Raw genomic sequence first — 26,552 nt, forward strand, 5'->3', positions numbered from 1 at the left:
ACGGCGGCAGGGAAATCCCCGCCGCCGTTCTCACCCCGAAACGCGGGTCCGGCTTAGAACGACACGTCGCCCCACAGACCGAATTCCTTGGTCTTCAGATCCACCGCGGCGTTGTTCTCCTGGTGGGTGTTCTTGTAGACCGCTGCGACCTTGAAGCCCTTGATGACCGGGAACTCCACGCCGACGTTGTAGTAGGTGTTTTCCAGGCTCGGATCGATGTCCTTGCTCAGCTTGGCCTTGTCGTAGCGGCCGAAGGCGGTGATGCCGCCGTCGGTCAGCGCGACGCTGGCCCAGAACGAGTAACCGTCGGCCTTGTCTTCACGCACGTTGGTCACGGCCCAGTTCTTGGCCGAGAAGTATTCGCCACCGACGCGGAACTTCGAGCTGGCGTAGGCCGCCATGGCGTCGAAGCGCTCGGCGGTCTGCGGCGGGTCGATGTTCTGGGTGTCCTGGCCGCGCTTGCCCGAGTAACCACCCACGGCAATGATCGTGTTCTGGGTCGGGGCGAAGCCGAAGCGGCCTTCCACGTCCATGCGCTCGCTGCGGCTCGGGTTGCGGTAGCCACGGCCGTTCACGACCGACACGGCGTAGTTCATCATGCCGTCGGCCAGGTCGCCGCCGGCGTGCAGGCCCCAATCAGCCGAGGTGCCGTAGGACAGGCGGTCGATGAGGGTGTTCTCGACGTAGCGCATGCCGTAGTACTTCTCGGCAAACGGCACCCACGGCATGTCCGCGCCACCGATGCGCAGCACGAAGGCGTCGTCGAACTTGCCCTGCAGGTAAGCCTTCTTGACGAACACTTCGGTGTTGGAGAGGGCCGACAGGTACTGGAAGTCGGTGGTCAGGTTCGCCGACCAGACGTCGGTGAACTTGTGGTCGACGGTCAGATAGAAGCGCTTGACGTCCACGCCGTAGCCGGACGCGTCGGTCTTGTTGCCGTTGTTGGTCTGGTCGACGTCGGTCATGTCGAAGAACATGCGGCCGCCGATCTTGGTGTCGTTGACCAGCTTCTTCAGGCCGTCGACGGCCTTCTGGGTATCGGCGGTCGATTCGATCGCCTTGGCCTGGGTGACGTTCACTTCCGACTGCGCGTCATTCTGCGCCTGCAGTTCGACCACCTGCGCCTGCAGCGCGGCAATCTGGGCCTGCAGCTGCGCCAGCTGCTCGGCGGTCACGGCGGGAGGTGCCGCATTAGCATTGCCGGCGGCAGTAAGAGCGGTGAGCCCGAGGCCAGTGGCGATGGCCGTTGCGAGCAAGCTGGAACGCATTGGAGATTCTCCGGAGTGGTTTGAGGTTTACGCAGTGAGTGCCAAGTGATGGCGAACACCGACCTCGTTAAATTTCCGAAAAATTTGTGACACTCCGGCGACTCGAATGTGACAACGAGACGACAGCCGCATGGAACGTGCACGCCGCATGCACGCTCCGGGCCAGTTCCGGGCCGTCATCCAACTGTCATCCCACCGTCGCCAAACCGCCATCAACGGCGCTTTCAATGGCGCCGCCACGGCGTGTGGCGCCGTCTCCCATCCGAGAATCCTCAACATGACTTCCATCTCCAAGTTCCGCCTGCCGCTCGCGCTGGCCCTGGCTTCGCTCAGCATTGCCGCGAATGCGACCGACGTGACCGGCGCGGGCTCGAGCTTCGTGTACCCCGTGCTGTCGAAGTGGTCGGCGGCCTATGCCGAGAAGAGCGGCACCCACGTCAACTACCAGTCGATCGGTTCGGGCGGCGGCATCGCGCAGATCCAGGCCGCGACCGTCGATTTCGGCGCGTCCGACAAGCCGCTGACCGGCCCGGAACTGGCGAAGTTCGGCCTGGGCCAGTTCCCGGTGGTGATCGGCGGCATCGTGCCGGTGTTCAACGTGCCGGGCGTGGCCCCGGGCGCGATGAAGCTGGACGGCACCACGCTGGCCGGCATCTTCATGGGCAAGATCAGCAAGTGGAACGACCCGGCGATCGCCGCCCTGAACCCGGGCGTGGCGCTGCCGGACGTCAAGATCACCGTCGTGCACCGTTCGGACAGCTCGGGCACCTCGTTCAACTTCACCAACTATCTCTCCAAGGTGTCGCCGGAGTGGAAGTCGGCCGTGGGTGAAGGCACCAGCGTCCAGTGGCCGGCCGGCATCGGCGGCAAGGGCAACGAGGGCGTGGCCGCCTACGTGAAGCAGATCCGCGGCGGCGTGGGCTACGTCGAGTACGCCTACGCGCTGCAGAACAAGCTCAACTACGCCAGCCTGAAGAATGCCGCCGGCCGTTTCGTGCAGCCGGACGACAAGGCCTTCTCGGCCGCCGCCGCCACCGCGGACTGGAAGTCGGCCAAGGACTTCAACCTGATCATGACCAACGCCCCGGGCGCCGAGGCGTGGCCGATCACCGCCACCACCTGGGCGATCATGTACAAGAAGGCCAAGAAGCCGGCCTCCTCGAAGGCGGCGCTGGACTTCTTCAAGTGGTCCTTCCACAACGGCGCCCCGCAGGCCCAGCAGCTGGACTACGTGCCGCTGCCGGACTCGCTGGTGCAGCAGATCGAGGCCTACTGGGCCGCGAACATGAAGTAAGCCTTCCCGGGCACGGAGGATCCGGCGACTCTCTCCCGCCGGATCCACCTGGAAAAGCGCGGACCGCAAGGTCCGCGCTTTTTTTTATGCCAGCGATTTTGACAAGGTGGGGTTGGGTTCGATTCGTCCAATGTGTCCCCGCGGTTCAAACGCTCACGATCCAGCTCGCATGCAACAAGCGAGAGCGATTGTGCGGATTCTCAAGGCCAGCGGCGTATTTCGAAGGGCGTGGCCCGTGCTTGCCATCGCGCTCTGTGCGGTAGCCATCTGGATGGCAAGGCCAGCAGGCAAGCCGCATGCGCCGCGTAATCCCGCGCCCCCGGGCGAAACGACGGCTGCCGCAGCGACTGATCCACGAAGCACTTTTCGGCACGCGCCCATTGCGAAAGCCACGTCACCGGCAGTCCCCTTGGGCGCCAAGGCCTATCGACTGGATGGTTACCCGGAAATGCCGGATACCTCGCCCAGGGAGCTGGTGGACACCCTCACACCCGCAGCACGAAAGGGAGACAGCCATGCGGCGCTCCTCATCCATCTGGCGATCAATCGATGCATGCGCGCGCATCGGGATCGCGGCGACGCCGATGCGCTCTTGATCAGGGCCGAAGCACTCGGCAGCGCAGAGGCCGCCTTGGCGGAAGAAGCACAGGACATCCGCCAATGCAGCGGCCTGGCCCGGGAGGATTACGCGCACGTCGGCGATTGGCTATCGCTGGCCGCCGACTTCGGAAATCCCCTTGCGCAACTGCTTTACAGCATGGAACCCGAAATGGTGATGGGCTCGCTGGCGGACATCATCCGTGAGCCGGAACGCGTCATCGCCTACAAGACTGCGGCCCTGTCGCACCTGAAGGATGCCGCGTCGAGCGGCAGCGTCAATGCGCTCGAACGCCTAGGCCAGGTCTACGCGGATGGAATCCTGGCTCCAGCGGATCCGGTGATGGCGCGGGCCTACAAGCTCGCCGCAGCCCGCGCGGATCCCGCGATCAGTCTGCAGGAAGAAGAGGAATCCGCAGCGAAACTTACTGCGAGTCAGCAGGCCGACGCGGCCAGAATCGCAAAGGAGATCTATCGTGATTGCTGTGAGCCGTAAGAAGATTTGGATTGTCTTGTTCGTCCTGGGCACGATGGGCGCGGCGTTTAGCTATGCACTCATGGCCTCCGGGCGAGGCACCTATTACTGCGAAGCCTGTCCACTGCGTGTACCCGACGCGGATCCGATCACGGCGAATTTCATTCGGTCGATTCGAGCGCCTATTGCGAGGGTGCCCTTTCTCGATTACACGGCGGGGAGCAAGTACAACATCTGCAATGCGCGCTACTGCGCAAGGTACCAGCAGCAATTTGACGGTTCCTTCTACGCCGAAGGAGATGCAAGGAGACGCACTGAGTCACCAGGAAAGCCACCCGCAAAGGCCGTTCGTCCTCGCTCACACGCCCCGGTCCACCGTCCCGTCCCGGTTCGTTCGGGTCCACCGGTCTTTGGCACGCCAGGGAAGACTGGATGTGTGACTGTAGGCGCCCCAAAGCCTTGTTCGACCCGGGGCAGATAAGTGGCATCGACTAGACGGCGCACTTTCCACGTCCGCCCGTGGGCCACCTTTGTCAAAAGTTTCGTCCGCACCTTCCGATTTCTTGCCCGCCATTGGCTGTTGTGGCTGCTGCTCTTCGGCCTGCTGCTCTACGAGGTGCTTCGGCAGGCGCCCGCGCCCGAACATGGCCCCTACTACACGTGCGATCCCCGCCCGCTGCCGAGACCCGTGGCCGATGCCGCGACCGCAGCGCTGGTCTTGCGCGAGATGCCCCGCATCTACACGGCGTTCCCGCTGCTCGCGGATGTCCTGGGCGCGCGATTCATGGCCTGCAACCCCCAAAATTGCGTCGTCTACGCGATGACGCTGGACCGCGGCTTCATCAGTACCAGCCCTGTGATACCCCGCTACCCGCCGAGGATCTGCGCCGCTCCTGGGAAGGCGACCAATGAACCCTGAACAGGCGCCTCCGACCCATGTCATCCCGCTGTAACAAAAACATCATTTCATAGCGTCGACCCGCCGGCCCCCGTCGGCACCCGCTATGGAGTTCGCATGAAACTGCAGAAGGCAGCCCTCGCCGCCCTGTCCCTTTCCATCGCCCTGGGCCTGGCGGCCTGCAAGCAGGGCAACGAATCCCAGCCCGCCGCCGATGCAGGCCACGCCGCGCCGACCGCTGCCGCGCCCGCCGCCGGCGACGCCAAGACCGCCGAAATCTCCGGCGCCGGCGCTTCCTTCATCTATCCGCTGATCTCCAAGTGGTCGGCCGACTACAACGGCGCCACCGGCAACAAGGTCAACTACCAGTCCATCGGTTCGGGCGGCGGCATCGCGCAGATCAAGGCCGGCACCGTCGATTTCGGCTCCTCCGACAAGCCGCTGGATTCGGCCGAGCTGGCGCAGGCCGGCCTGGGCCAGTTCCCGTCCGCCATCGGCGGCGTGGTGCCGGTGGTCAACCTGGAAGGCATCGCCGCCGGCCAGCTGCGCCTCACCGGCCCGCTGCTGGCCGACATCTTCCTGGGCAAGGTCACCACCTGGAACGACCCGGCGATCACCGCGGCCAACCCGGGCGTGACGCTGCCGTCGGGCAAGATCAACATCGTCCACCGTTCGGACGGCTCGGGCACCACCTTCAACTTCTCCAACTACCTCTCCAAGGTCAGCCAGACCTGGAAGGACAAGGTCGGCGAAGGCACCACCGTGCAGTGGCCGGGCGGCGTCGGCGGCAAGGGCAACGAGGGCGTGGCCTCCTACGTGCAGCAGATCAAGGGCTCGATCGGCTACGTCGAGCTGGCCTACGCGCTGCAGAACAACATGCCGTACGCGTCGATGCAGAACTCGGCCGGCAACTGGGTGCAGCCGAGCGCGGAGACCTTCGCCGCGGCCGCCGCCAGCGCCGACTGGGCGAACGCCAAGGACTTCAACCTGGTCATCACCAACGCGCCGGGCGAGCAGGCGTGGCCGATCACCGCCACCAACTTCATGCTGATGCACAAGCAGCCCAAGGATGCCGAGCGCAGCAAGGCGACGCTGGCGTTCTTCAAGTGGGCCTTCGAGAACGGCCAGGCGCAGGCCAACGAACTGCACTACGTGCCGCTGCCGCCGGAGCTGGTGAAGCAGATCGAGGCCTATTGGGGCAGCGAGTTCAAGTAATGCCAGGCGCGCCTGCCGTCCTCCCCGGCAGGCGCGCTTCCCGCGGCCGAACGCACCCGGCCACCGCGTTTCCCCTCCTGTGCGCCTTCGCCGGCCCACGCCGAGCCCCCACCCATGAATGCCACTGTTATTCCTGAAGCGATGACCGCGCCCCTCGGGCGCGACTTGCGTGACGCGCGCGCCGACCGCTTCTTCCGGCTGGTGCTCACCGCCACGGTCATCTTCGTGCTGGTCGCCCTGGCCAGCGCCGCGCTGTCCATGCTGTGGGGCGGCCGCCATGCCCTGCAGGAGCAGGGCCTGAGCTTCTTCTACTCGGCCGACTGGAACCCGGTCGAGAACAAGTTCGGCGCCCTGGCGCCGATCTACGGCACGCTGGTCACCGCGCTGATCGCGATGCTGATCTCGGTGCCGGTGAGCTTCGGCATCGCCTTCTTCCTCACCGAAGTGGCGCCGCGCTGGCTGCGCGGGCCGATCGGCACCGCCATCGAACTGCTGGCCGGCATCCCGTCGATCATCTACGGCATGTGGGGCCTGTTCGTGCTGGTGCCGGTGATGACCGAATACGTCACCCCGTGGATGAACGACCACCTCGGCACGCTGCCGGGCATCGGCATCCTGTTCCAGGGCCCGCCGCTGGGCATCGGCACGCTGACCGCCGGCTTCGTGCTGGCGATCATGGTGATCCCCTTCATCTCCTCGGTGATGCGCGAGGTCTTCCTCACCGTGCCGACCCGCCTGAAGGAATCCGCCTACGCGCTGGGTTCGACCAAATGGGAAGTGAGCTGGGACATCGTGCTGCCCTACACCCGCTCGGCGGTGATCGGCGGCGTGTTCCTCGGCCTGGGCCGCGCGCTCGGCGAGACAATGGCCGTGGCCTTCGTGATCGGCAACACGGTGCGCCTGTCGCCCTCGCTGCTGGAGCCGGGCACCACCATCGCCGCGCTGATCGCCAACGACTTCGGCGAGGCCACCGAAACCTACCGCTCGGCGCTGCTGCTGCTCGGCTTCGTCCTGTTCATCGTCACCTTCATCGTGCTGGCGATCGCCCGCTTCATGCTGCTGCGCCTGTCGCGCAAGGAAGGCAACTGATGTCCGCCGTCTCCGATCGCCTGTACCTGCGCCGCCGCGTCGTCAACGTCGTCGCGCTGGGCCTGTCCTGCGCTACCGCGCTGTTCGGCCTGTTCTTCCTCGGCTGGATCCTGTGGACGCTGGCGGCCAAGGGCCTGGCCGGCGTCAACCTGGACCTCTTCACCAAGATGACGCCCGCGCCGATGGCCGAGGGCGGCCTGCTCAACGCCTTCTTCGGCAGCGCGGTGATGTGCGCACTGGCCATCGCCATCGGCACGCCGCTGGGCGTGGCCGCCGGCACCTGGCTGGCCGAATACGGCAATGCGCGCAAGGCCGGCACGGTGGTGCGCTTCGTCAACGACATCCTGCTCTCGGCGCCGTCCATCGTGCTGGGCCTGTTCGTCTACACGCTGTACGTGATGCAGACCGGCGGGCAGTTCTCCGCCTTCGCCGGCTCGCTGGCCCTGGCGTTCATCGTGCTGCCGGTGGTGGTGCGCACCACCGACGAGATGCTGCGCCTGGTGCCTTCGCAGATGCGCGAAGCGGCGCTGTCGCTGGGCATCCCGCAGTGGAAGGTGATCGTCCAGGTGCTGTACCGCAGCGCCTCGGCCGGCATCGTCACCGGCATCCTGCTGGCGCTGGCGCGCATCAGCGGCGAAACCGCCCCGCTGCTGTTCACCGCGTTCGGCAACCAGTACTGGAACAGCAACGTGTTCCGCCCGATGGCCAGCGTGCCGGTGGTGATGAACCAGTACGCCGGCAGCCCGTATGAATCCTGGCAGGTGCTGGCCTGGGCCGGCGCGCTGGTGCTGACCGTCTTCGTGCTGCTCGTCAGCCTCGGCGCGCGCGCCCTGCTCCTGCGCAACAAGATCACCCATGACTGACCTCTCCCGGACCTCCGCCATGAACGACCTCAACAACGCCGCGCCGATGCAGCGCATCGCCGTCCCGGCCTCGGGCGAGGCCGCGCTCGCGCCGGCCCCGGTCAAGCTGGCCGCGCGCAACCTGGACTTCTACTACGACAAGTTCCATGCGCTGAAGAACATCAACCTGGAGATCCCGGAAAAGCGCGTCACCGCGCTGATCGGCCCCTCCGGTTGCGGCAAGTCCACGCTGCTGCGCATCTTCAACCGCATCTACGCGCTGTACCCGAAGCTGGAAGCCAAGGGCGAGGTGCTGCTGGACGAGGAGAACATCCTCTCGCCCAAGTACCCGATGAACCGACTGCGCTCCAAGGTGGGCATGGTGTTCCAGAAGCCGGTGCCGTTCCCGATGACGATCTTCGAGAACGTGGCCTACGGCATCCGCCACCACGAGAAGCTCTCCAAGTCGGAAATGAACGACCGCGTGGAGCAGGCGCTGCGCCAGGGCGCGCTGTGGGACGAGGTGAAGAACAAGCTCAACCAGAGCGCGCTGGGCCTCTCCGGCGGCCAGCAGCAGCGGCTGTGCATCGCGCGCGCGGTGGCCCTGCGCCCGAGCGTGCTGCTGCTCGACGAGCCGACCTCGGCGCTGGACCCGATCTCCACCAGCCGCATCGAGCAGCTGGTGGAAGAACTCAAGCGCGAGTACACGATCGTGATCGTGACCCACAACATGCAGCAGGCCGCGCGCGTGTCCGATTACACCGCCTTCATGTACCTGGGCGACCTGATCGAGCACGACCGCACCGAGACGATCTTCCAGCAGCCCTCGAAGCAGCAGACCGAGGACTACATCACCGGTCGCTTTGGGTGAGGCAGGTCGCGCGGCACTGCCGCGCGGCCTGCAGAACGCCCGGCCATGGATGGCCGGGCCGGACGATCCGGAGCCGACCCGGCCGCGCCAGGGACGGCAGCCTGGGAAACCCGAAGCAAGCGTCTAGCAGTCCACCCACGTCGCCCGTACCCCTTGCACCCGAGACACCCATGAACACCCTACCCAACGAACACATCGTGAAAAGCTACGACGACGAGCAGCACCGCCTGGTCGCCGAGATCGTGCGCATGGGCGAGACCGCCGTGGCGCAGCTGGAAGCCGCACTGGACGTGGTGGAGCGCCGCGACGACAACGCCGCCCACCGCATCATCGCCAACGACGAGGCGATCGACACGCTGGAGCACGCGATCAGCCATGACGTGATGCGCCTGGCGCTGCGCGGCCCGATGGCGCGCGACCTGCGCGAGATCCTCGCCGGCCTGCGCATCCCGGCCGACATCGAGCGCATCGGCGACTACGCGGCGAACGTGGCGAAACGCTCGATCGCGCTGAACGCCGTGCCGCCGCTGCCGCAGACCGTGGGCCTGCGCGCGCTCGGCCGGCTGGCCGCCGACCAGGTGCGCGATGCCCTGTACGCCTATCGCGACAACGATGGCGAAGCGGCGGTGCGCGTGCGCGACGCCGACGCCCGGCTGGACGCGCAGTACACGGCGTTCTTCCGCGAGTTGCTGACGTACATGATGGAAGACCCGCGCAACATCACGCCGTGCACGCACCTGCTGTTCATGGCCAAGAACCTGGAGCGCATCGGCGACCACGCGACCAACATCGCCGAGAACGTGTGGTTCCTGATCCACGGCGAGCAGCCGCTGCCGCCGCGCGAAAAGCGTGACGACACCAGCACTACTGTCACGCCCTGACACGAAGTGCACGCGCCCTTGATGCCCTATTCAGGTTCACCTGAATAGGGTTGGCTCCAAGGCGGGACCCCACATCCCCCCGCCGGACTGGAGCCCTGTATGAAGCGTCTCATCGTTCCGCTGTTCGGTCTGTCCCTGCTGTTCGGCACCGGTGCCGCTTTCGCTGATCCGCCGCACCATGACGACCATGGCCATGACCAGCGCCATGACGATCGCCACGATGACCATCGCGACGACCGCCACGACAACGGCCGCCACAATCCGCCGCCCCCGCCGCACCACTGGGCGCGTGGCGAACGCCTGCCGCACGACCATCGCGGCGTGTACGTCACCGACTACCGCAAGCACGGCCTCAAGGCCCCGCCGCGCGGGCACGAGTGGCGCCGGGTGGATGACCGGTACGTGCTGATCGCGGTGGCTACCGGGTTGATCACCAGCGTGATCCTGGCTAACAACTGATCCTTCGCGCTTCTTGCACCTCGTGGTGCGCTGGAGAGGCCCTGCTTTCATGCGGGGCCTTTTCTTTTTTTCGGCTCACACGATCTCAATCAGCGCTAAGCTCCGCAAAACCCATCCGCCCGGGGCATGCCCAAATGCCGAACTGCCACGCTTCAAAGCGCAAAGCCGCCATGCTCGGCGCCACCCTCGCCAGCGGCGCCCTGCTCTCTGCCTCTGCCTTCGCAATGACCGACCTCGCGCAGGGCTACGCTCTCGCCGCCAGCGCGCCGCCCGTCACCGGCAAAGCCACCGTCCCGCCGCCCAACGAGCCGACGCCGACCACCGACAAGCCAACCGCTGACCACCAGCACGCGGAAGGCAAGTGCGGTGCCAGCACGCCGACAGCGGACCCCAAGCCCGCCGACAAGGCCGAGGCGAAAGACGCCGGCACCGCCGCCGACAAGGGCATGGAAGGCAAGTGCGGCGAAGGCAAGTGTGGTGCCAGCCTCTGAACATCGCATGCCCACCGCTTCGGCCGTGGGCCTGGGGCTGCGCCGCGCGTTGATCCCCGAGCTGCTGGCCGCCGAGCCGGCACCGTTCGATTTCCTCGAATGCGCCCCCGACAACTGGGTCGGCGTAGGTGGCGCCGCCGCCGAACAACTGCGCACGTTGTCGCGGCGACACCCCCTCACCTGCCACGGGCTTTCGCTCTCGCTCGGCGGCGTGGCGCCGTTGGATAGGGACTTTCTGGCCGCCACGCGGCGCTTCCTCGATACGCATGCGGTGGCGCTGTACAGCGAACACCTGAGCTGGTGCGACGACGGCGCGCAGCTGTACGAACTGCTGCCGCTGCCGCACAGCGAGGAAGCCGTGCACCATGTCGCCGCGCGCATCCGCCAGGCGCAGGACGTGCTCGGACGCCGCATCGCCATCGAAAACGTCTCGCGCTATGCCACGCCGCCGGCTCACGGCGCGTCGATGCCGGAAGCCGAGTTCGTCTGCGCTGTGCTTGCCGAGGCCGATTGCGACCTGCTGCTCGACGTCAACAACGTGCAGGTCAACGCACTGAACTTCGGTGGCGACGCCGCGGCGTTCATCGCGGCCATGCCCTCCACGCGCATCGCCTGCCTGCATGTCGCCGGCCACGATGACGATGCCTCGGGGCTGAAGGTCGATACGCACGCGCGGCCCGTGGACGATACGGTCTGGCAGCTGCTGGCACACACCTACCGTTGCCACGGCCTGCGCCCCACCCTGCTGGAACGCGACAGCCGCATCCCGCCGCTCGCCGAGCTGGCCGCCGAACTGCAGCGCATCCGCCAGACCGGCGCGACGCTGGCACGGGCCGCCGCGTGAGCGCGCTGCGCGAACAACAGTTGGCGTTCGCCGCGTACCTGCGCGACCCCGCCGCGCATGCGCCGCCGGACGGTTTCACCCCGGCCTCGGCCGCGCTGTACCGGCAACTGTTTCGCCGCAATGTCGGCCAGCTGCTGGCGGCGAACTTCCCGGTGATGCGCGCCACGCTCGCGGCCGCCGAATGGGAAACGCTGGCCGACGCCTTTTGCCGTGTCCACCGCGCCCGCACGCCGGTGTTCCCGCGTTTCGGCGCGGAGTTCGTGGCGTTCCTGGAAACACACGCGCTACCGGACGCCCCGCCTTGGCTGGCCGCGCTCGCCCGCCACGAGTGGACCGAGCAGTCACTGCGCATCGACGACACGCCGCTGCCCGCGCATGACCCGCAAGGCGACCTACTCGCCGGCATCCCCGTGTGTTCGCCGTGGCTGAGGCTGGAAAGTTACCGCTGGCCCGTCCACCGGATCGGCCCGGCATTCCAGCCCACCGATGCGCTTCCTGCCCCGCTCTGGCTGCTGGCCCGCCGCGAAGCCGATGGCACGGTGCGCTTTTCCGAACTCGGCGAATGGACCGCGCGCCTGCTCCAGCTGTTGGCGGCCCCGGGCAAGGCCAGTGGCGCGGAGCGGCTTGCGCGGCTCGCGCGCGAAGCCGGCGCCGAGGGCGATGCCGCGGTGATGGCCGAGGCGCGGGCCCTGCTGCAGCGCCTGCACGCGCAAGCCAGCGTGCTCGGCACGCGCATCGCCACCTGAATCGCGCCGCACGCTGCAAACAGGCGCCACAGTCGACCTGCTAGGCTATTGCGATGAACGAACACGTCCAAAGCCCGGGCAACGCACCGGTTGTCACGCCGATGTCGCGCCGCTTCCGCGGCTACCTGCCGGTGGTGGTGGACGTGGAGACCGGCGGCTTCGACTGGAACCGCCACGCGCTGCTCGAAATCGCCGTGGTGCCGATCGAAATGGACGCCAACGGCCTGCTGTTTCCCGGCGAGACCAGCAGCGCGCATGTCGTGCCGGCGCCGGGCACGGATATCGACCCGAAATCGCTGGAAGTCACCGGCATCGTGCTCGACCACCCGTTCCGCTTCGCCAAGGAAGAGAAGGCCGCGCTGGACCACGTGTTCGCGCCGGTGCGCGCGGCGGTGAAAAAGCACGGCTGCCAGCGCGCGATCCTCGTCGGCCACAACGCGCATTTCGACCTGAACTTCCTCAACGCGGCGGTGGCGCGCACGGCGCACAAGCGCAACCCGTTCCACCCTTTCAGCGTGTTCGACACCGTCACCCTGGCCGGCGTGGCCTATGGGCAGACGGTGCTGGCGCGCGCCGCGCAGGCGGCCGGGCTGGACTGGAACGCGGCCGACGCGCACAGCGCGGTGTACGACACCGAGCAGACCGCGCGCCTGTTCTGCAAGATCGCCAACGCCTGGCCGGCCCCGACGATCTGACCGCGATCAGCCCAGCCGCGCCCGGTCGCGGCCGTCGCTCTTGGCCTGGTACAGCGCATGGTCGGCGCGCTGCATCAACGACGAACCCGACTCGTCCTCGCGCAGTTCCGCCACGCCGGCACTGAAGGTCACGCGCAGGCCATCGATTCCGCCCCAATCCGAACGCGCATGGAACAGCTCGCGAATGCGCGCGCAGGCCTGTTCGGCCTCGTCGGCCGGCGTATCGCTGAGCAGGATCGCGAACTCCTCGCCCCCCAGGCGCGCCGGCAGGTCCGATGCCCGGCACGCGGCCGTCAGCAGCGCACCCACTTCGTGCAGCACCGCATCGCCGATGGCGTGGGAGTGGTGGTCGTTGATCAGCTTGAAATGGTCGATGTCCAGGATCACCAGCGACAGCGGACGCCCGCTGCGCCGCGCGCGGCTCAGGTCGCGCGCGAGCGCTTCGTCGAACTGGCGGCGGTTCGGCAGGCCGGTGAGCGCGTCCTCGTGCGCCTGCCGCTCGAACGCATCCGAACGCAGGCGCAGGCGGGTGAGCAGCTCGCTCTTTTCCTGGTTGGCCAGCAGCAGCCGCTGCGCCTGCTGTTGCAGGTCCTGGGTGCGCTCGCGCACCAGTTCGGCCAGGCGTTCGTTGCGGCGCTTGTAGCGCTGGATGCCGAAGCGGTACAGGCCGACCAGCAGCAGCACCAGCCCCAGCGCGGCCAGCGCCTGCACGTCGTGGCGCTGCCACCACAGCGGGGCCACGCTGAAACGCAGCACCGCCTCGCGCTCGCTCCAGCGCCCGCCCGGGTGGCGGGCGGAAATGTGCAGCGTGTAGTCGCCCGGTGCCAGGCCGATGAATTCCACGTTGCGCTGGCGGCCGCGCTCGATCCACTCGCTGTCCAGGCCTTCCAGGCGCGTGCGGTACTCGATGCGCTCGGAGAGCAGGTAACTCAGGCCGACATAGGTCACCGAGACGCGGCTGCGGCCCGGCACGCGCATGCGCGGCGCTTCCTGCCAGCCCTGCGGGTGGCCATCAACCTGCACGCTCTCGATCACCGGCGGCGGCGGCGTGCGTTCGCGGAAGGCGTCCAGGCGGGTCGGGTCGAGCGTGGCCAGGCCGCCGGCGGTGGCGACCCACACCGTGCCGTCGCGGCGCACCAGCGCGGCCGGCGCGGAGCTGCCGTTGCCCTGCGAGTTCGCCATGCCGTCCATTTCGTTGAAATGCTCGACCGCGATGCGCGGCTGGCGGCCGTCGGCCACGGCGTTGAGCGTGGCCATGTCGGTGCGCATCAGGCCGCGGTTGCTGCTGATCCACAGGTTGTTGTCGTGGTCGGCGACCATCTGGAACACGGCGTCGACCGGCATGCCCTGCTCCAGGCCCACGCGCGCGAGCGTGCCGTCGCGATAGCGGAACAGGCCGCGGTCGGTGGTGATCCACATGTCCGCCCCGGCACGGTGGAAGCCGAACACCGTGCGTGCACCGCCCAGCGCCTCCAGGTCCGGATGTTCCACCTGGCCGTCGCGCAGGATGTAGGTGCCCTGGATGGTGCCGATCCACAGCGCGCCGCGGCTGCTGGCCAGGCTGGTGATCAGGCCGGTGGGCACGCCTTCGGCGCGCACCAGCCGTGGCTGGTCGCGTTCCATCGACACCACGCCGTGCTGGGTGCCCAGCCACACGGTGCCGTTGTCGTCCACGGTGATCGCGCGGATGTTGCCGGCCGGCAGGTTGTCGCCGAAGCCGTAATGGCGCAGCTTGCCGCCATCGATGCAGTACACGCCGTCGCCGTAGGTGCCGATCCACAGGCGTCCGTCGCGATCCTCGGCCAGGCTCAGCACGGCCGGCGCGCGGCCGTTGCTTTCGGGCAGCGGGTAATGGCGGATGTCGCCGTCCTCGTCGACCACGTCCAGGCCGGTCGAACTGCCGACCCACAGCCGGCCACGGCGGTCTTCCAGCACGCTGCGGGTGTAGTCGCCGCTCAGCCCGTCGCGCCGGGTGACGTTGGCGATCAGCGTTTCGCGCAGGCGGAACAGGCCGGCATTGGCGCCGACCCAGATGCTGCCCTCGGCATCCTCGAACAGGGCGCTGATTCGGCCCCCGGGGATCGACACGCTCGGCGGGAAGCGCTCCACGCCGCGGCGGCCGATGCGGAACAGGCCGTTGTTCTCGGTGCCGACCCACAGCTCGCCCCGGCGATCCTGCAGCAGCGCGGTGAGGTGTCCTTCGCCCGGCACGCGATGCTTGAGCACGGCCTCGCCGTCCTCGAGCCGGTACAGGCCGTCACCGGCGGCGAACCACAAGGCGCCATCGGGTGCGACGTAGGGCCATGCCAGGCCGGGCGGCAGGTGGAAGCTGGCCGGCGCGCGATGGAAGCTGCCGTCGGTATCGCGGTACACCAGCCCGTCGAAGGTGCCGACCCACACGCGGTCGCGCGCATCCACGGCCAGGCGCATGTAGCTCACCGGCAACGGCATGTCCGGCGGCGAAGGCTGGTAGACCATCTTGCCGTCGGTATCGAGGTAGCCCAGGCCGTTGCCTTCGAACAGCAGCCACAGCCGGCCCTGGCTGTCGGCCTGCATGCCCTGGATGATCACCTGCGGCGCCGGCGCCTGGTGCGGCCACCAGTGCCAGTCATTGGTGGCCGGGTCGAAGCGGCCGACGTCGCCACGCGAGTCGCTCAGCCACAGCCGGCCCTGGGGGTCGATGAACAGCGTGCCCACGCCATTGTCCATCAGCCCCGGGCGGGTGCCGCGGTCGAATACGGTGAAGTCCAGGCCGTTGTAGCGCACCAGCCCTTCCCACGTGGCGAACCACAGGTGGCCCTCGGCGGTCTGCGCAATGGCGCGGATGGAGTTGTGCGGCAGGCCCTCGCGCGAGGTCCACACATCGATGGCGTAATCGCGCAGCGGCGGCGTGCCGGGGTTGGCGGCACCCGCGGCCGGCGCCAGGCCCAGCCACGCGGCCAGCAGCAGGCAAAGCGCGGCCCGCCACGGCCAGGCCATGGTCACGCGGGTCGACAGGTTTCGCTGCGGGTGGCGCGAAGGCATGGAGGCGGGAGCGGTGGTCGGGTCGGGAGAGGCAAGAACCGGGCCAGTGCCTGCGCACCGACCCGCGCAGGCTTACCCCTGGCGTTGGCGCACCGCTTCGAACAGGGTCACGCCCGCCGCCACCGAGACGTTCAGGCTCTCGATCTCGCCCGGCATCGGGATGCGCACCAGGCCATCGCAATGCTCGCGGGTGAGGCGGCGCAGGCCATCGGCCTCGCCGCCCAGCACCAGCGCCACGTTGCCGCGCAGGTCCAGCGAATACAGCGACGTATCGGCTTCGCCGGCCAGGCCGTAGATCCACACGCCGAGCTTCTGCAGCTCGCGCAGGCAGCGCGAGAGGTTGGTCACCGCCACCACCGGGATGCGGTCGGCGGCGCCGGCCGAGGTCTTGCGCACGGTGGCGTTGACCGGGGCCGACTTGTCCTTGGGAATCACCACCGCGGTGACGCCGGCGGCGGCCGCGCTGCGCAGGCATGCACCCAGATTGTGCGGATCCTGCACCCCGTCGAGCACCAGCAGCAGCGCCTTGCCTTCGGCGGCCTCGACCAGGCCGGGCAGTTCGCCCTCGGCCCAGGTCTGGGCGGCGGCGTAGCGCGCGGCCACGCCCTGGTGGCGCACCTGGCCGCCGACGCCATCCAGCGCCTGCGCGCTGACCCGGCGCACGTCGATGCCCTTGCGGCGCGCGTTCTCCTCGATTTCCTGCAGCCGCGGGTTCTTGCTGCCGGCCTCGACCAGCACCTCGCGCACGTGGTCGGCGTCGTTTTCGATCGAGGAAGCGACGGCGTTGACGCCGACGATCCATTGGTTCTGCTTGCTCATGCGGACGAGGGGCCGAACGGCCGGGGGGATAACGAGGGGGTGCTAATGGTAGGGGTTATGGCCGGTGCTGGCACGGGCCGCGTGGTCGTAGGGAACGGCCCTACCCGGCCGGCGGCCAGCGGGCGGTGTCGTGGTCCGGATGCTGGCAGGACACCAGCGCGGCCAGGAACGGGGTGGCCTGGACGTCTTCATCGGTGCGGGTGCCCGGCAGCGCGGCCAGTCCATCCACGAACGGCAGCCGCGCCTCCAGCCCGAACTGCAGGCGCGGGGCGATGGCGGCCGGGTCATCGAACGCCCCGTGCGCCACCGCCATGCCGTCCGGCGCCTCGTAGGTCAGCGGGGTGCCGCAGTCGGCGCAAAAGCCCCGCCGCACCAGGTTGGACGAGGCGAAATGGCGCGGCGCTCCCCGCGTCCAGGTGAAGTCCGTGCCACGCACGGACACCAGCGGCGCGTAGTACGCGCCGAAGGCCTTCTGGCACATCCGGCAGTGGCAGATCGACGCCTCCAGCTCACCCTCGACCTGGAAGCGCACCGCGCCGCACTGGCATCCGCCGCTGTACCGGCCCATGGCATCGTCCTCAATAAGGCTGCTTCTTGCGCTTGGCCGGCTGGCCGCGCGGCGGCGGCGGCGCCGGTTCGGCGTCCTTGGCCTCGACCAGGCGGAAGTCGATCTTGCGCTCCTCCATGCTGGCCTTCAGCACCAGCACGCGCACGCGGTCGCCGAGGCGGAATTCCATGCCGCGGCGTTCGCCGGAGAGCGTCTTGCGGATCGGGTCGAAGTGGTAATAGTCCTGCGGCAGCTGGGTGACGTGGACCAGGCCGTTGACCTTGGACTCGTCCAGCTCCACGAACAGGCCGAAGCTGGTCACGCCGCTGATGACGCCGTCGAACTGGCCGCCGACGTGCTTCTCCATCCAGGCCGCGCGGTAACGCTCGTCCACCTCGCGCTCGGCCTCGTCGGCGCGGCGCTCGCGCTCGGAGCACTGCAGCGCCAGCGCGGCCATCTCGCGCGCACTGTAGAGGTACCTGTCGGCGCGCCCGCCAGTGAGCGCGTACTTGATCGCGCGATGCACCAGAAGATCCGGGTAACGGCGGATCGGCGAAGTGAAGTGCGCGTACGCCTCCAGCGCCAGGCCGAAGTGGCCCTGGTTGTCCGGCGAATACACCGCCAGGCTCTGGCTGCGCAGCAGCACCGATTCGAGCAGCGCCGAATCCGGGCGCTCGCGCACCTTCTTCAGCAGCTTGGTGTAGTCGCCGGGCTTGACCTTGCTCCACGGCGGCAGGCTCAGCTTGAACTCCTTGAGGAATTCCAGCAGGTCTTCGTACTTGTGCTCCGGCGGGCGCTCGTGGATGCGGAACGGCGCCGGGATGTGGTGGGCGATGAGGTAGCGCGCCGCCTCCACGTTGGCGGCGATCATGCATTCCTCGATCAGCTTGTGGGCGTCGTTGCGCACCAGCATGCCGGCCTGGGTGACTTCGCCGCGGTTGTCCAGGACGAAGCGCACCTCGGAGGATTCGAATTCGATGGCGCCGCGCTGCGTGCGCGCCTTCGCCAGCACGTGGTACAGCTGGAACAGCTGCTGCACCTGCGGCAGCAGCGCGCCGACCTGCGCCTTGGCGTCGGCATCGTCCTCGCCTACCGCCTTCCACACCTGCGTGTAAGTCAGGCGCGCGTGGGAGTTCATCACCGCCTCGTAGAAGCGCGAGGAGGTCACCTCGCCCGCGCGGTCCACCTGCATGTCGCAGACGAAGCACATGCGGTCGACCTTCGGGTTGAGCGAGCAGATGCCGTTGGAAAGCGTCTCCGGCAGCATCGGCACCACGAACCCGGGGAAATACACCGAGGTGGCGCGCCTCTGCGCTTCGTCGTCCAGCGGCGTGCCGGGGCGCACGTAATGCGAGACATCGGCGATGGCCACCACCAGGCGGAAGCCGTCGCGGGTGGGCTCGCAGTACACCGCGTCGTCGAAATCCTTGGCGTCCTCGCCGTCGATGGTGACCAGCGGAGTGGAGCGCAGATCCACGCGCCCGCCAATCATCGACGGCTCGACCACCAGCGGCACCGCGGACGCCTCGTCGAGCACTTCCTGCGGGAATTCGTGCGGCAGGTCGTGGCCGTGGATGGCGGTCTCCACCACCAGCGAGGGCGTGAGCTTGTCGCCCAGCACCGCGATGATCTTGCCGATCGCCGGGCGGCGGCCGTCCGGCGGGGCGATCATCTCGCACACCACCAGCTGGCCTTCGCGCGCGCCGCCGGTCTGGTCGGCGGGGATCTGCAGGTTGCGCTGGATGCGCTTGTCGTCCGGATCGACGTAGGCGATGCCGAGCTCGTAGAAGAACCGGCCGATCAGGCGGGTGACGCGGCGTTCCAGCACGCGGGCGATGCTGCCCTCGCGGCGGCCGCGGCGGTCGATGCCGGTGACGTTGGCCAGCGCGCGGTCACCATGCATGACCTTGCGCATTTCGAACGGCGGCAGGAACAGGTCGTCCCCGCCCTCGTCCGGGCGCAGGAAGCCGAAGCCGTCCGGATTGGCGATGACCACGCCGGCGATCAGGTTGGTGTGCTTGACCGGCGCGTAGCCGCCGCGGCGGTTCTGCACCAGCTGCGCCTCGCGCACCATCGCCGCCAGGCGCTTGCCGAGGGCATCGATACGGTGCGCTTGGCCGAGGCGCTCGGCGATTTCTTCAGCGGTCTGCGGGCCTTCGCACTCTTCCAGCAGCTGCAGGATGGCCTCGCGGCTGGCGATCGGGTCGGCGTAGCGCTCGGCCTCGCGGGCGGCGTGGGGATCCTGGAACGAGGACGGCGCGCCGCCCTGCATCGGTACGCGCTCGACCTGCGGCGGCGGAACGCGGCGGCCGCGCTTGCCTTCGGCCATCGGCGCCGGTGGTGCGTGGGCGGGACGGCCGGGCTTGCCGCCGCCCTTGGCCGGCTTGCGCGCGCCGGGCGACGGGGCACTCAGCGACTCGGGCATCCATGGCGGCAGCTTGCCCTTGGGCGCCTTGCTGCCCTTGCCGGCAGCGGCTTTCTGGGTCGACTTGCCCGGCGCGGATTTGCGCGCGGAGGAGCTTGGGGCCTGGCCGGCATCCCTGGCGTTCTTCTTCTTCATTCAGGGAATGGTAGCGCCCTGACCCATCAAACCGGTGTCATGCCCGGCCCGGTGTGGGATTTCGCAGAAAGTCGTTGACAGCCTCCGGCACGATCAGCAGAATACGCGGCTCACCTGCCCAGGTGGCGGAATTGGTAGACGCACTAGTTTCAGGTACTAGCGGGTAAAACCGTGGAGGTTCGAGTCCTCTCCTGGGCACCAAGACATAAAAAAACACCGCGAAAGCGGTGTTTTTTTTTATTCGCCGACGCCAGGCCGGCGCCTGGATCGCCGGCCCCGACGCAATGCATGCAGGTTCTGTCGCGACAGGCTTGGGCCCCGATGAAAAAATGAGAGCAATTCTCATCTACGGAGGCGCTCATGGCCCGTTCGCGCTGGTGGCGCCCGCTGCTCTTCTGGTTGCCTGGCGCGGTGGGCGCATCGGAAAGTACGGTAGTCGAACTCGAACGCGTCCAGGTGCAGGGGCGCGCGCGCACGCTCTATCGCGCCGACGACGCCGCGGTCGCCACGCGCAGCGACACCCCGCTGCCGCTCGTCCCGCAATCCGTGCAGGTCCTGCCGCGGCAGCTCATCGATGACCAGGCCGCCCGCCAGGTCACCGACCTCTACCGCAATATCGCCGGGCTCAGCCAGTTCAACTACGCGAGCGTGATGCTGCGCGGCTTCCGGCAGGAAAATGTCCTCTACGATGGGTTGCGCGGGGATCCCTATGGCGGCCTGACAGTGCCGCAGCTGTTCACCATCGAGCGCGTCGAAGTGCTCAAGGGACCGAGTGGCGCGGTGTTCGGCAGCGGCGATCCGGGCGGCGTCATCAACTACGTGACCCGCAAGCCGCTGCACACCACCGCGCGCACGCTACGCCTGCAACTGGGCAACGAGGATTTCGGCGCGGCGTCCTTCGAAGCAACCGGCCCGTGGCAGCGACTGCCCGCGCTGCGCTATCGCGCGGCGCTGTATGCCGACGGCCAGGCCGGTCCGCGCTGGAACGCCAACAGCGGCAACCGCATCGCCGATTTGGGACTGGCGCTGAGCGTGGCCGAGCACGGCGAGCTGAGCCTGCAGTACACCGCACTGGCCCAGGACCTCGGCGGCAACCGGCTGCGCGGCGTGCCGGTGGACGACGACGGACGCTTCCTCGCCGACCCGCGCTGGAACCAAAACGAGGCGGACGACTTCCAGCGCCTGCGCAGCGAGGTCACGCTCGCACGCTTCACCCTTTCGCCCACGCCCGCATGGGACCTCGATGCGGCCATCCGCTGGACCACGAGCCGTGACGAGCAGATCTACCACGAGCCGAGGGGACTGATCGACCGCAACGGCGATGGCGTGGCGAACTGGATGACCCGCGAACTGCGCCACCAACACCGCAGCAACGACACCCTCGCCACGGCCTTCAACGCGCTGTGGCGCGTCGCCACCGGCACCGTCGAGCACAAGCTGGGCGCAGGCGTCGATTACCTGCGCGGCCGGCAGTCGTTCCACGGACAGACCGCCCGCACCGACAGCGACCGCCGGCGCCCCGGCCCCGTGCCCGGCATCGCCCTGCACGATCCACGCTACCGGCTCACCAGCTTCCGCGATTACGGCCTGGCGCGGCTGCCCTGGACACGCGAGCCGGCCTCTTCCCTGCGCAAGGGCATCTACCTGCAGGACGAACTCACGACACCATCGCGCTGGTACCTGCTGGCCGGGCTACGCTGGGACAGCTTCGAGGACATCGACGGGAATACCGGCCAGCGCAGCAGCGGTAGCGACCTGAGCTGGCGACTGGGCGCCACCTGGCGCGCGAATGCGCACCTCAACGTCTACGCCAACCTCGCCAGTGGCTTCATGCCCCAGGCCGCGGCCAGCCAGCGCGCCGCCGTCGGCGGCCCGTTCGACCCGCAACGCAGCCGCCAATGGGAGGCCGGCCTGAAGGCCAGTCCGTTCGGCGAGCGCCTGAGCCTCAACGCGGCGCTGTACCGCATCGAGCGCAGCAATATCCTGCAGGCGACCGGCCAATCGATCGACGGCATCGACCAGATGCGCCCGCTCGGCCTGGTGCGCAGCCAGGGCGCGGAACTGGAGCTGCTGGCCGATCTCGGCGAACGCTGGGCCCTCAGCCTGGCCTATGCATACAACGATGCGCGGGTGCTGCGCGCTGGCCAGGACGGGATCACCGACGGCGTCGGCGAGCGCTTCGCCAATGCGCCGCGCAACACCTTCGGCAGCTGGATCCGCTACGACATCCCGGCGTGGTCGTCGGCGCTCGGCCTGGGCGCGGAGTACATGGGCGAGCGGGTCAGCCTCCAGGGGCAGCGCATCCGCCCCTACACCCTGTTCGATGCGAGCTGGCAGACGCAGGCCGCAGGCTGGCAGTGGCAGCTGAGCCTGAAGAACCTGTTCAACCGCGTCTACGCGGCCAGCGGCCATACCCGCCGCAACGGCCATTTTCCCGGCGAGCCGCGGCGGATCTACCTGCAGGCGACCTACGCGTTCTAGGGCGCGCCGATGCCCGTCTCGCGCAGCGCCTGCGCCCAGATGCGGTAACCCGCTTCGCTGGGATGGGTGGTGTCCGGGAACAGTTCTTCCGGCAGGGTGCCGTCCTTTTGCAGGAAGCGGGTACCGATATCCATGAAGCGGATGTTGGGATCCTTTTCGAAGCGGGTGGCCAGCAGGCGGTTGGTGTCCTTGATCGGCTTGCGCAGGGCGTCGCCCGCGTGGCGGCCGCGCGGGAAGATCCCCATCAACACCACCTTGGCGCGCGGCAGGCGCTCGCGCACCTGTGCCACCACCGCTTCGACGCCTTCGGCGACTTCCGTCGGCGTGCTGGTGCGCGCGTGATCCGTACCGGTCAGGTTGTTGGTGCCGATATTGATGACGACCCACCGCGGGTCCAGGCCATCCAGTTCGCCCTGGCGGATACGCCACAGCACGTTCTGCGTGCGGTCCCAGCCGAAGCCGAGGTTGAGCACGGGGCGATCGCCATACAACCACTGCCACGATTCGGGGCCGCTCGCGCGCACGCCACGCGGCGGGCCACTCCAGAAGTGGGTGATCGAGTCGCCGATCATCACCACCTCCGGATGCAGCGTGCGCGCGGTCGCCAAGGCGCCGCGATGGCGGGCGATCCAGTCATACGAATCCTGCTCCAGCCACGGCACCGGGATCAGCGCGGGGTTGAACGAGGTGCCGAGCTGCGCCATCGGCACGCGCGACGGTTCGCCGAGCATTCGTGCGAGCGTCGGCTCGATGGCCTCGGCCATCATCCGCTGGCCGATCGTGTCCGGGTGCAGCGCGCCGGCCGGCGGGCTGAAGCGGGTGTCGTAGAAGCGCTGGGTGTCGAGCTTGCCGTCGCGCTGGAAGATCGAGCCGATGTCCAGGAAGGTGACGCGCGGGTTATCGGCGTAGCGTTCGGCCAGGTAGCGGTTGACCTCGGTGTCGGCGCGCGTTTTCTCCGGCGACAGATCGCTCGGCAGGATGCCCACGAGCAGGATGCGCGTATCGGGCAGCTTCTGTTCGAGCTTGGCGACGACCGCATCGATGCCCAGCTGCGTATCGAGCGCGCCCTGCTTCAGCCAGCCGGTGTTGTTGGTGCCGATGAGCAGCACGGCCACCTTCGGATGCAAGCCATCGACCTCGCCGTGTTCGAGCCGCCACAGCACATGCTGGGTGCCGTCGCCGCTGAAGCCGAGGTTGAGCGCGCCACGCGCACCGTAGAACGTCTCCCACGTCGGCAGGAAATCCTCGTCGGGCGCCTTGGCCTTCTCGTAGTTATTGGTGATGGAATCGCCGATCAGCAGCAGCGGCGCCTGCGGATGGGCCTTGATCTGTTCGAGCACCTGCGCGTGGCGCGGGCCCCACCAGGGAAGGTCGGGGCGATCGACCGGGATGGCCGATGCGGGCACGTCGGCGGCGAGCGCGGTGAGGGGCGAGAACAGCAGTGCGAGCGACAGCAGGCCGGCGCGGAATGCGGCGTGGGGCAACTTCATCAAGACCTTCCCTTCAGGATGCGAGTCGATTGTCGGCGGGTGCGGCGGCGCGCGACAAGCACGGGAGTTTTTTCGTGACGCTGTCTTGACAGTGATTCGGCCGCGGGTGAAAATTCGCCTCCTGAAATGCCCAGGTGGCGGAATTGGTAGACGCACTAGTTTCAGGTACTAGCGGGTAAAACCGTGGAGGTTCGAGTCCTCTCCTGGGCACCAGACATAAAACAACACCGCGAGAGCGGTGTTTTTTTATGTCTGGTGCCGGGCCTCGCTGCCTCCTATCCCCGCGCCTTCGGCGCGCCCCCTTAACAAAGGGGGCTTTCCTCCAGATGGTTCTGTGACCTCCCGAATATCCGGAGGTCGCGGCTGACGCCGCTCCTATAGATCAAGAAGAACAAACAGACCTTCGCGATGCATGCAGGTAGCGCCATGCTCGCAGTGGGCGTTCCCGGCTTTTGTCGTCCGTTCGTGGTCTGTGGGGCCTGCGGGGGCTGGGCCCTTTCGGGACCGTTGGCGCCATGGATGGCGCCGACGAGCCCCCATGGATGGGTTCACGGCGTGTCCCGAAAGGGCCCAGCCCCCGCAGGCCGTGCAAACAACCACAAACAGCCGATCAACCTCGAAGGCCAACCACCCAACACACCGCAGCACACCCCGAAAAAGGCCTGCCGCCAGGCCAAAAAAAGCCCCGCCTTTCGGCGGGGCTCCGGACAGGGCAGATGGGGAGGGAGAACACCACCCCGCCCGGCAGAGGTGCGCCGCGGGCATCCATCCCGCGACGCGATGTGGATGACTCAGTGACCGCCCGCGGCGGCAGCGCCACCCGCGCCAGCACCGAATGGCGGCTTGGCCACCCACAACAACGCGATGATCGCCAGGAACGTCCAACCCAGCAGGTAGAAGATGTCGTTGAAACCCATCTGCGACGCCTGGTGGTTGATCATGTTGTTCAACACCGCCGCGCCCGACTGCAGGTCGCCATGCCCGGCCGCCAGCACCTGGTCGCGAATCCCCGGCTCGTACACCGAGATGTGCTCGCTGATGTGCGCGTGGTGCTCGATCGTGCGCCGCGACCACAGGTAGGTCGTCAGCGACGCGGCGAAACTGCCGCCCAACGTCCGCAGGAACGTCGCCAGGCCCGAGCCGGCCGCGATCTCGCGCCCGTCCAGGTCCGACAGCAGGATCTGCAGCACCGGCATGAAGAACAGCGCCACGCCGATGCCCATCACCAGCTGGATCGTCGCCACGTGGTGGAAGTCCACCTGCAGGTTGAAGTTCGAGCGGTAGAAGCTGGTGAACGACATGAAGATGAAGGCGATGCTCGCCAGCACGCGCAGGTCGAAACGCAGCGCGTACTTACCCACGAACGGCGTCAGGATCACCGGCAGGATGCCGATCGGCGCCGTCGCCAGGCCGGCCCAGATCGCCGTATAGCCCATGTCGCGCTGCAACCACTGCGGAATCAACAGGCTCACGCTGAAGAACGCCGCGTACGCCACCACCAGCACCAGCGTGCCGGCGCGGAAGTTGCGGTGGCGGAACAGGCGCAGGTCGACGATCGGGTCCTTGTCGGTCATCTCCCAGATCACGAACACCACCAGCGCCACCGCCGAGATGCACGCCAGCGCGATGATCAGGTGCGAGCTGAACCAGTCTTCGTCATTGCCCAGGTCCAGCACCAGCTGCAGTGCGCCCACGCCCACGATCAGCAGGATCAGGCCCATGTAATCCATCTTCGGCCGCTCGATGTGTTCCGGGCGGTGGCGCAGCTGCGCGCCGACGATGGAGCTGGCGATGATGCCCAGCGGCACGTTGATCAGGAAGATCCATTCCCAGCTGTAGTTGTCGGTGATCCAGCCGCCGAGGATGGGGCCGGCGATCGGCGCCACCACGGTGATCATCGCCAGCAACGCCAGGGCTTGCCCGCGTTTCTCGCGTGGATAGATCGACACCAGCAGCGACTGGGTGATGGGGTACATCGGGCCGCAGACGAAACCCTGCAGCGCGCGCGACACCACCAGCATGCCCATGCTCTGCGCCAGGCCGCACAGCAGCGAGGCGACGGTGAAGGCGAGCGTGGACCACACGAACAGCTTGGTTTCGCCGAAACGGCGCGACAGCCAGCCGGTCAGCGGCAGCGCGATGGCCGTGCTGACCGCGAACGAGGTGATGACCCACGTGGCCTGCTGCGAACTGGCGCCGAGGTTGCCGGCGATGGTGGGCAGCGAGACGTTGGCGATGGTGGTGTCGAGCACCTGCATGAATGAGGCCATCGCCAGGCCCACGGTGGTCAGCGCCACGCTCGGCGGGCGGAAGCCGGCCGCCGTCGGGGCGGCCGGTGCACCCGGTGCGCCGGGTGCGGCGGGAGCTTGCGCGGACATGGTCGATCAGCCCTTGGCCGGCAGGTTGGCCTGGATGATGCGGTGGATGTCGTCGTCGGCCTGCTGCAGCTGCTGGGCATAGACGTTGGTGTCGTACACCGCGCCCTTGGCCGTCTGCGTCGGCAGCACGTTGCCCTTCTGGTCGTGCAGGTTCACCTCGACCTTCATCGACAGGCCGATGCGCAGCGGGTTTTCCTTCAGCTGCTGCGGGTCGATGGCGATGCGCACCGGCACGCGCTGCACGATCTTGATCCAGTTGCCGCTGGCGTTCTGCGCCGGCAGCAGCGAGAACGCGCTACCCGTGCCCAGGCCCAGGCTCTCGACCTTGCCCTTGTACTTCACGCCACCGCCGTACAGGTCCGAACGCAGTTCGACTTCCTGGCCCAGGCGCATGTGCTTGAGCTGGGTTTCCTTGAAGTTGGCTTCGACCCAGGTCTGCTCCAGCGGCACGACGGCCATCAGGGCACTACCCGGCTGCACGCGCTGGCCGACCTGCACCGAGCGACGCGCCACGTAACCGGAGACCGGCGCGACGATCGCCGCGCGCGCATTGTTGAGGTAGGCCTGGCGCAGCTGCGCGGCGGCGGC

21 protein-coding genes, 2 tRNA genes and 1 pseudogene are annotated in these 26,552 nt (G+C 67.9%); 16 read left to right on the plus strand and 8 right to left on the minus strand.

What is annotated here, in order from left to right:
* Positions 1-53: 53 nt before the first annotated feature.
* On the minus strand, positions 54-1,268 hold the full coding sequence (locus ARC20_RS06160; protein ID WP_057645877.1) for a porin: 1,215 nt from the start codon (positions 1,266-1,268) through the stop codon (positions 54-56).
* 277 nt (positions 1,269-1,545) lie between these two features.
* Between ARC20_RS06160 and pstS (ARC20_RS06165) the strand changes: the two genes are divergently transcribed.
* The 13 genes from pstS (ARC20_RS06165) to rnt all read left to right on the plus strand — a co-directional run bounded on the left by pstS (ARC20_RS06165) (position 1,546) and on the right by rnt (position 12,665).
* Entirely contained in the window at positions 1,546-2,562 is a 1,017-nt protein-coding gene (pstS, locus tag ARC20_RS06165) for a phosphate ABC transporter substrate-binding protein PstS (RefSeq protein WP_057645878.1), read from the plus strand.
* A 409-nt stretch (positions 2,563-2,971) separates the two neighbouring features.
* Positions 2,972-3,655, plus strand: coding sequence for an SEL1-like repeat protein (locus tag ARC20_RS06170; protein ID WP_146165872.1), 684 nt, complete (start codon positions 2,972-2,974; stop codon positions 3,653-3,655).
* A gap of 559 nt (positions 3,656-4,214) precedes the next feature.
* Entirely contained in the window at positions 4,215-4,553 is a 339-nt protein-coding gene (locus tag ARC20_RS06175; protein WP_057645881.1) for a hypothetical protein, read from the plus strand.
* A 96-nt stretch (positions 4,554-4,649) separates the two neighbouring features.
* Positions 4,650-5,747, plus strand: a complete 1,098-nt coding sequence (gene pstS, locus ARC20_RS06180; protein WP_057645883.1) for a phosphate ABC transporter substrate-binding protein PstS — start codon at positions 4,650-4,652, stop codon at positions 5,745-5,747.
* Between the two features lie 114 nt (positions 5,748-5,861).
* A complete protein-coding gene (pstC, locus tag ARC20_RS06185) occupies positions 5,862-6,836 on the plus strand; it encodes a phosphate ABC transporter permease subunit PstC (protein WP_057645885.1) in 975 nt (324 codons plus the stop codon).
* Positions 6,836-7,699 carry a phosphate ABC transporter permease PstA gene (gene pstA / locus ARC20_RS06190; RefSeq protein WP_057645886.1) on the plus strand — a complete coding sequence of 288 codons (864 nt, stop codon included), beginning with the start codon at positions 6,836-6,838 and terminating at the stop codon, positions 7,697-7,699. Before pstC ends, pstA begins: the two co-directional genes overlap by 1 nt.
* Before the next feature lie 19 nt (positions 7,700-7,718).
* Positions 7,719-8,549 (plus strand): phosphate ABC transporter ATP-binding protein PstB, encoded by an 831-nt coding sequence (gene pstB, locus ARC20_RS06195; protein ID WP_057645888.1) that lies wholly within the window; start codon positions 7,719-7,721, stop codon positions 8,547-8,549.
* 170 nt (positions 8,550-8,719) lie between these two features.
* Complete coding sequence (gene phoU, locus ARC20_RS06200; RefSeq protein WP_057645891.1) at positions 8,720-9,430, plus strand: phosphate signaling complex protein PhoU; 711 nt, start codon at positions 8,720-8,722, stop codon at positions 9,428-9,430.
* A 99-nt stretch (positions 9,431-9,529) separates the two neighbouring features.
* Positions 9,530-9,889, plus strand: coding sequence for an RcnB family protein (locus tag ARC20_RS06205; RefSeq protein ID WP_057645893.1), 360 nt, complete (start codon positions 9,530-9,532; stop codon positions 9,887-9,889).
* Between the two features lie 170 nt (positions 9,890-10,059).
* Positions 10,060-10,380, plus strand: coding sequence for a hypothetical protein (locus ARC20_RS06210; protein ID WP_057645895.1), 321 nt, complete (start codon positions 10,060-10,062; stop codon positions 10,378-10,380).
* A gap of 7 nt (positions 10,381-10,387) precedes the next feature.
* On the plus strand, positions 10,388-11,224 hold the full coding sequence (locus tag ARC20_RS06215) for an HvfB family MNIO-type RiPP peptide maturase (RefSeq protein WP_057645896.1): 837 nt from the start codon (positions 10,388-10,390) through the stop codon (positions 11,222-11,224).
* The gene (locus ARC20_RS06220; RefSeq protein ID WP_057645897.1) at positions 11,221-11,970 is read left to right on the plus strand and encodes an HvfC family RiPP maturation protein; all 750 of its coding nucleotides are present in this window, start codon (positions 11,221-11,223) and stop codon (positions 11,968-11,970) included. Before ARC20_RS06215 ends, ARC20_RS06220 begins: the two co-directional genes overlap by 4 nt.
* Before the next feature lie 53 nt (positions 11,971-12,023).
* Positions 12,024-12,665, plus strand: coding sequence for a ribonuclease T (gene rnt / locus ARC20_RS06225; RefSeq protein ID WP_057645899.1), 642 nt, complete (start codon positions 12,024-12,026; stop codon positions 12,663-12,665).
* A gap of 6 nt (positions 12,666-12,671) precedes the next feature.
* Here rnt and ARC20_RS06230 read toward each other — a convergent pair whose 3' ends face one another.
* From ARC20_RS06230 to rnr, 4 genes are all read right to left on the minus strand, one after another.
* Positions 12,672-15,644, minus strand: coding sequence for a two-component regulator propeller domain-containing protein (locus ARC20_RS06230; RefSeq protein WP_161809471.1), 2,973 nt, complete (start codon positions 15,642-15,644; stop codon positions 12,672-12,674).
* 117 nt (positions 15,645-15,761) lie between these two features.
* A complete protein-coding gene (gene rlmB / locus ARC20_RS06235) occupies positions 15,762-16,508 on the minus strand; it encodes a 23S rRNA (guanosine(2251)-2'-O)-methyltransferase RlmB (protein WP_057645900.1) in 747 nt (248 codons plus the stop codon).
* A gap of 100 nt (positions 16,509-16,608) precedes the next feature.
* Complete coding sequence (locus tag ARC20_RS06240; RefSeq protein ID WP_057645901.1) at positions 16,609-17,076, minus strand: GFA family protein; 468 nt, start codon at positions 17,074-17,076, stop codon at positions 16,609-16,611.
* A gap of 10 nt (positions 17,077-17,086) precedes the next feature.
* Complete coding sequence (rnr, locus tag ARC20_RS06245; RefSeq protein WP_057645903.1) at positions 17,087-19,615, minus strand: ribonuclease R; 2,529 nt, start codon at positions 19,613-19,615, stop codon at positions 17,087-17,089.
* 116 nt (positions 19,616-19,731) lie between these two features.
* Between rnr and ARC20_RS06250 the strand changes: the two genes are divergently transcribed.
* Positions 19,732-19,816: transfer RNA gene (locus ARC20_RS06250), tRNA-Leu, on the plus strand.
* 159 nt (positions 19,817-19,975) lie between these two features.
* Positions 19,976-22,096, plus strand: coding sequence for a TonB-dependent siderophore receptor (locus ARC20_RS06255; protein ID WP_081418059.1), 2,121 nt, complete (start codon positions 19,976-19,978; stop codon positions 22,094-22,096).
* Here the strand turns inward: ARC20_RS06255 and ARC20_RS06260 are convergent.
* Entirely contained in the window at positions 22,093-23,586 is a 1,494-nt protein-coding gene (locus ARC20_RS06260; protein WP_081418060.1) for a GDSL-type esterase/lipase family protein, read from the minus strand. The two genes, ARC20_RS06255 and ARC20_RS06260, sit on opposite strands and share 4 nt — an antisense overlap.
* A 128-nt stretch (positions 23,587-23,714) precedes the next feature.
* On the opposite strand from ARC20_RS06260, the gene ARC20_RS06265 reads away from it, so the two are divergent.
* Positions 23,715-23,799, plus strand: a tRNA-Leu gene (locus ARC20_RS06265).
* 578 nt (positions 23,800-24,377) lie between these two features.
* On the opposite strand, the gene ARC20_RS06270 is transcribed toward ARC20_RS06265, so the two are convergent.
* Together ARC20_RS06270 and ARC20_RS06275 are read right to left on the minus strand one after the other, a co-directional pair.
* Positions 24,378-25,964, minus strand: coding sequence for a DHA2 family efflux MFS transporter permease subunit (locus ARC20_RS06270; protein ID WP_057645905.1), 1,587 nt, complete (start codon positions 25,962-25,964; stop codon positions 24,378-24,380).
* 6 nt (positions 25,965-25,970) lie between these two features.
* A pseudogene (locus ARC20_RS06275) lies at positions 25,971-26,552 on the minus strand (multidrug transporter); the annotation flags it as partial.

The organism is Stenotrophomonas panacihumi (assembly GCF_001431645.1).
Lineage (GTDB): Bacteria > Pseudomonadota > Gammaproteobacteria > Xanthomonadales > Xanthomonadaceae > Stenotrophomonas_A > Stenotrophomonas_A panacihumi.